Annotated in this window: 3 protein-coding genes; all 3 read left to right on the top strand. The window is 75.6% G+C overall.

Features of this window, described 5'->3' with window-relative positions; all coding sequences use genetic code 11:
* Positions 1-832, top strand: an 832-nt coding sequence (locus ACFV5N_RS19975) for a glutamate ABC transporter substrate-binding protein (RefSeq protein ID WP_385601498.1), incomplete at its 5' end; no start/stop codon positions are given.
* Positions 833-949: 117 nt separating this feature from the next.
* On the top strand, positions 950-2,197 hold the full coding sequence (locus ACFV5N_RS19970; protein WP_385601495.1) for a hypothetical protein: 1,248 nt from the start codon (positions 950-952) through the stop codon (positions 2,195-2,197).
* Positions 2,194-4,815 (top strand): tetratricopeptide repeat protein, encoded by a 2,622-nt coding sequence (locus tag ACFV5N_RS19965; RefSeq protein ID WP_385601493.1) that lies wholly within the window; start codon positions 2,194-2,196, stop codon positions 4,813-4,815. Before ACFV5N_RS19970 ends, ACFV5N_RS19965 begins: the two co-directional genes overlap by 4 nt.
* Positions 4,816-5,950: the final 1,135 nt, after the last annotated feature.

Here is a 5,950-nt window from a genome sequence, read left to right as displayed (position 1 = left end):
CCGCGAGACCTGCGCGAACGGCGTCGACCCCGCCGCCAACAGCTGGTCGCCCTCCCGGGACGGCGGCGAGGCGGTCCAGCGGATCACCGAACGCGGCCGGCTGATCGTCGGCGTCGACCAGAACAGCTACCTGTGGGGCTACCGCGCCCCCGACGACCCGCAGACGGTCATCGGCTTCGACATCGACCTCGCCCGCGCCGTGGCCGCCGACCTGCTCGGCGACCCCGGGCGCGTCACCCTGCGGCCCATCCCCACCGACCAGCGGATCCCGCTGCTGGAGAACCGGGAGGTGGACATGGTCATCCGCAGCATGTCCATCACCTGCGACCGCTGGGACGCGGTGGCGTTCTCCGCGCCGTACTTCGACACCGGCCAGCAACTGCTCGCCCCCCGCTGGTCCGAGATCACCGGCTTCGACTCCTCCCTGGCCGGCATGCGGGTGTGCAGCGGCGACGACACCACCGCCCGCGTCCTGCTGGAGCGCGAGCCGCACGGCGCCGAACTGGTCACCGCGGGCGGCCACCTGGACTGCCTGGTGCGCATCCAGCTCGGCGAGGCGGACGCCCTGATGACCGACGGCGCGCTCGCCGCCGCCCACGCGGCGCAGGACCCGACCATGCGGCTGATCGGCGAGCCGATCAAGGAGGAGTCCTACGGCATCGCCATGAACCTCGACGACCAGGACCTGGTGCGCCGGGTCAACGCCATACTGGAGGACTACCGGTCCGGCGGGGAGAACAGCGCCTGGCACCTCTCCTACCGGACCTGGCTCGCCGACTGGTTCCCGCCGGGCATCTCGCCCGAGCCGGCCGCACCCCGGTACCGGGACTGACGGTGAACCGCACCCGGACGGGGGAAGGATCAGGCAGCAGTCCGAACCGAGCAGATCAGACCAGGTGAGCGAACGCATGCAGCAGAAGCAGTGGCGGACGGGACAGAGGGGAGAACGATGGCCCCGGATTCCGGGCAACGGGTGCTGAGCCGGGAGGAAGTGGACCGCGCCCTCGTACGGCTCGCCGCCGAGCACGAGGCGATCGAGACCTCCCTGCTCACCCTCCAGGACCACGCCGGCCGCCGGCTGCTCGAAGGCGCGCGGCTCACCGGGCTCACCCTCGAACGCTGGCAGCGGGCCGAGGCGACCGTCGCCGACCTGTGGTCCTGGTTCGAGACCTGCACCGAGACCCTCACCACCGCCCGCGAACTGCGCTCCCGCCGCCGCTTTCCCGGGCGCGAGGAACTGACCCGGCTCAGCCTGCTGCTGGAGGGCCGCAACCTGGTGATCTCCGGCGGCGAACTGCTCGCCGAACACACCAGCTGGCAGCAGCTGGTGGCCCGGATGAACCGCGGGTACGCCGAAGTCCTCGACGTCGTCGCCGCCGCCGACGCCGTGTGGTCGGCGCTGCCCGCCCGCATAGACCTGCTCTCCGCCGAACTCCGCCGGGTCAGCGAACTGGCCCACTCCGCCGGAGTCCGCCCCGGCACGCACCCGGCCGGTGACGACCTGGAGCGGGTCACCGGCGAACTCACCGCGCTGCGGGCCGAGGTGATCTCCGACCCGCTGGCGTTCTGGCTGCCCGACCCCGGCTCGTCCACCCCCGGCGGGGGCCGCCCCGACACCGCCCGCTACGACCGGGCCGCCCGCACGCTGGACGACATCCGGCGCGAGGTGGACGCCGTCTTCGGCGTGCGCAAGGACGCCGAGGCCCGGCTGCTGGGCCTGCGCGACGTGCTCTCCCGGGCCGACCGCACCCTCGCCGAGGCCCGTGCCGCCCGGGTCGAGGTGCTGTCCAAGATCGCCGCCAGCGAGGTTCCGGCCGTCAGCGGCCCGCCCGTCGCCCTCCAGCAGCAGCTCGCCACCGCGGGCGACTACCGGCGCCGCGCCCAGTGGCACCGGCTCTCCCCGCTCCTGGACGCCCTGGAGGTGCGCGCCGAGGAGGAGTTGGAGCGGGCGCGTTCGTCCCTCTCCGCCGTCACCGCCCCGCTCGCGATACGCGCCGAACTGCGCGGCCGCCTCGACGCGTACCGCGCCAAGGCCGTCCGGCTCGGCAAGGACGACGACCCGCTGCTGGCCGAACGGTACGACGCCGCCCGCCGGCTGCTGTGGACCGCGCCGTGCGACCTGCGCGCCGCCGAGCATGCCGTCCAGCGCTACCAGGAGGCGGCGGCCGACCTGCTGAGCCCCGGGAGCGAACGGTGAGCGGCGGCGGGCCCGGGCCCATCCCCTGCCAGCGGCCCGACTGCGCCGGCCACTACGAGGACGCGGGCGACGGCCGGCTGTACTGCGATCTGTGCGGGCTCGCCCCGGTGCTCTCCCCGCGCGGCGACATCGGCACGGTGGCCACCGGGCTGACCGTCCCGCCCCAGCGGGGCCCCGTCCCCGCCCGGCGCCAGGACGCGGCGGCCGGTGACGCATCGCCGCCGCCACCGTCGTCGTCGGCAGCGGACGCAGGACCCGTCCCGGGCACCGGTCCCGGTCCAGAGCCCGAGCCCGAGCCCGAGGCAGGTCCCGCCTTCGACCCGGGCCCCGGTCCCGGCTCCGCGCGCTCGCTGCCCAGCTCCCGGCTGTCGCGCCGTTCGGTGTCCGGTTCGCTGTCCCGCTCCGGGGCCCACCCGTTCGCCGACCGCTCGGTGTCGGTCCGCAGCTCCCGCTCCACCGCCACCGGCTCCCGCTCCCGGCTCGGCGCCGGCCTGGTGACCGTTCCGCCCGTCCCTCGCCCCGACCCGCTCGACCAGGTGCTCGCCGACCCCGAAGTGCCCGAGCGCAAACGCTTCTGCGGCAACAGCGACTGCGGCGAGCGCGTCGGCCGCACCCGGGGCGACCGGCCGGGCCGCAGCGAGGGCTACTGCACCCGCTGCGGGCACCCGTACTCCTTCGTGCCCAAGCTGCGCCCGGGCGACCTGGTGCACGACCAGTACGAGATCGCCGGCTGCCTCGCCCACGGCGGCCTCGGCTGGATCTACCTCGCCCGCGACACCAAGGTCAGCAACCGGTGGGTGGTGCTCAAGGGCCTGCTGGACACCGGCGACGACGACGCGATGGAGGTGGCGATCTCCGAACGCCGCTTCCTCGCCGAGATCGAACACTCCACCATCGTGCGGATCTACAACTTCGTCGAGCACCTCGACAGCCGCACCGGCAGCCTCGACGGCTACATCGTGATGGAGTACGTGGGCGGCCGGTCCCTGAAGGAGATCGCCAACGCCCGCCGCACCCCCGACGGCCGCCGCGACCCGCTGCCGGTGGAACAGGCGTGCGCGTACGGCATCGAGGCACTCGACGCGCTCGGCCATCTCCACAGCCGCCAGCTCCTGTACTGCGACTTCAAGGTGGACAACGCGATCCAGCAGAACGACCAGCTGAAGCTGATCGACATGGGCGCGGTGCGGCGGATGGACGACACCACGAGCGCCGTGTGGGGCACGGTCGGGTACCAGGCGCCCGAAGTCGCCGAGATCGGGCCGTCCGTCGCGTCCGACCTGTACACCGTGGCACGGACACTCGCGGTGCTGACCTTCGACTTCCAGGGCTACACGACGATCTTCCGGGACAGCCTGCCGGAGCCGGAGCACGTCGAGGTCTTCCAGCGGTACGAGTCGTTCTACCGGCTGCTGGTGCGGGCCACCGACCCGGACCCGGAACGGCGGTTCTCCTCGGCGCAGCAGATGTCCGAGCAGCTGACGGGCGTCCTGCGCGAAGTGGTGGCGCTCCAGTCGGGGCAGCCGCAGCCCGCGCTGTCGCAGCTGTTCGGCCCGGAACTGCGGGTGCCCGACACCGAGCTGATGCCGGCCGTGGGCCGTGAGGTGTCGGCCCTGGGCGCGCGGCGGCGGCGCGGGCGGGCGCCCCGGCCGGAGCCGGCGGCGGGCACGGCCACGCCCACCGCCGCGCCGCTGACCATGCCGGTGGACATCGAGCGGACCGCGCTGTCGCTGCCCGTGCCCAAGGTCGACCCGGACGACCCGAACGCGGGGTTCCTGTCCGGTCTGACGGCCGCCGCCCCGGCCGATCTGCTCGGTGCTCTCAACGCCGCCCCGGCGCAGTCCGTGGAACGGCGGCTGCGCGAACTGCGCGCGCTGCTCGAACTGCCGGACGGCCGGGGCCGGGAGAGCGCCCGCCGGCTGCTGGCCGCGCTGGAGAACGAGTACGGCGACGACTGGCGGGTGGTCTGGTACCAGGGCGTGGCCGCCCTGGCCACCGGTGACCTGGGGACGGCGGCGCTGTCGTTCGACGCGGTGTACGACGCGTTCCCGGGCGAGGTCGCGCCGAAGCTGGCGCTCGCGGTCTGCGCGGAGACCCTGGGCCAGCTGGACAACGCGGCCGACTACTACGAGCTGGTGTGGCGTACGGATCCCAGCCATGTCAGCGCGGGCTTCGGCCTGGCCCGGGTACGGCTGGCGACCGGCGACCGCGAGCGCGCGGTGGCGGCGCTGGAGTCGGTGCCCGACACCTCCGCCCACCACATCGCGGCCCGCGTGGCGGCGGTACGGGCCCGGCTGCGGCAGCGTTCACCTGCGGAATCGCTGCTGCCGGACCTGCTGGCGGCGGGGCGGCAGGTGGAGGCGCTGCTCGCGGGAGGGCTGGAACCATCGCTGGGTGAACAGCTGTCCTGTGAAGTGCTGGGGTCCGCGCTGGACTGGCTGCTGTCCGGCCATTCCGGACAGAATGGGCGCCTTCTGGGCGCGCCACTTGAGGAGACGGGTATCAGACTGGGTCTGGAACGCTCCTACCGGCGGCTCGCACAGTGGGCGCCGGACAGTAGGGAACGGATTGAACTGGTGGAGGCGGCCAACCGCTTCCGCCCGAGGACATGGGTGTGACGATGCCGCAGCTCGACCAACTCTCCGCCTGCCCCGGCTGCGGGGAGCCGTTGGATGCCGACGACGAGTTCTGCGGCACCTGCGGCCAACACCTGCGGACCCCTCCCCCGATGACGGCCCGCCCCGGCACCCGCCGCCCCACCCCACCGGGCACCGGGGCGCAGGGTCCCGCGCAAGGCGGCGCGAACGCCCGGCCGCAGCCCACGGACCCCGCCGGAGCGGCACCACGGACCCCGCCGGCCACCACCGGCAACGGCGCGACGGCGCCCGGAGGGGCGGCCCCGAGCACGGGTGCCGGAGGCACCCCGCCGCAGACCCCGCGCGCCGCATCGCCGTCCGCACCCGAGCGGCGACCGAGCGGCTCCGCCGCCGGTGCCCCAGCCGTGGACAACCGGCCCCCGGCCGGTGGCCAGGCCCCGGCGCCCGCTCACCCCGGCACCACGCCCCCGGCACCCACCACCGGCGTGCCCGGTGCGGCCCCGGGGCGCCCCGCCGGGGCACAAGCGCCGGCCGACGCGGTGTCGAACACCCCTGCCGCGCCGCCGGATACGGCGGCGACCGGCCCCGGATCCGACCGCGCCCGGCCATCGGGCACGGCCCCCGCATCGCAGGCCCCCGGTACCGCGCCCCAGCAACCCACCGCCGTGCGCACCCCGGCGCGTGAGGCAGGGCCGGACCCCGCCGCGCCCGGCGTCACTCAGCAGCCACCGGCAGCGAGCCGCGCCGACAGCCCCGGAACTGCCCCGGGCAGCGGCACCGCACCGGCCGCCGCTCCCCCGGCGCGGAACCCCGCGCCCGGTGGCGCGCCCCAGCAGCCCACCGCCGCCAACACCCCGGCGCACGGCGGCGAGCCGGACGCCACGACCGCGGGGCGGGGCACCGCTCCCGCGGCCGTGCCCGGTCGTTCCGCCGGGACGACCGGCAACGGCACAGCCCCGAGCCCGGCTCCGGCCCAGCCGTCCGGTTCGGGTGGGGCCGCTGCGGGTGCGGTGCCCGACAATCCCGCGCGCCCCGCGCGCAGCGGCCCGGCGACGCCGGGGTCCGGCGCGGGCGCCGCCCCGGCGGCTCCCCCGGCGGCCGCCGCACCGTCCGGCACCGCGCCCGCGCCGGCCGATGCGCGAACGGCGCATCCCCC

The sequence above is a fragment of the Streptomyces sp. NPDC059853 genome (assembly GCF_042731495.1).
Lineage (GTDB): Bacteria > Actinomycetota > Actinomycetes > Streptomycetales > Streptomycetaceae > Streptomyces.
The sequence above is the reverse complement of the archived record's forward strand: the minus strand, read 5'-3'. Positions and strand labels throughout refer to the sequence as shown.

Coding starts and splice junctions, on each gene's coding strand:
- ACFV5N_RS19970 (WP_385601495.1), top strand. CDS start 950: ATGGCCCCGGATTCCGGGCAACGGGTGCTGAGCCGGGAGGAAGTGGAC.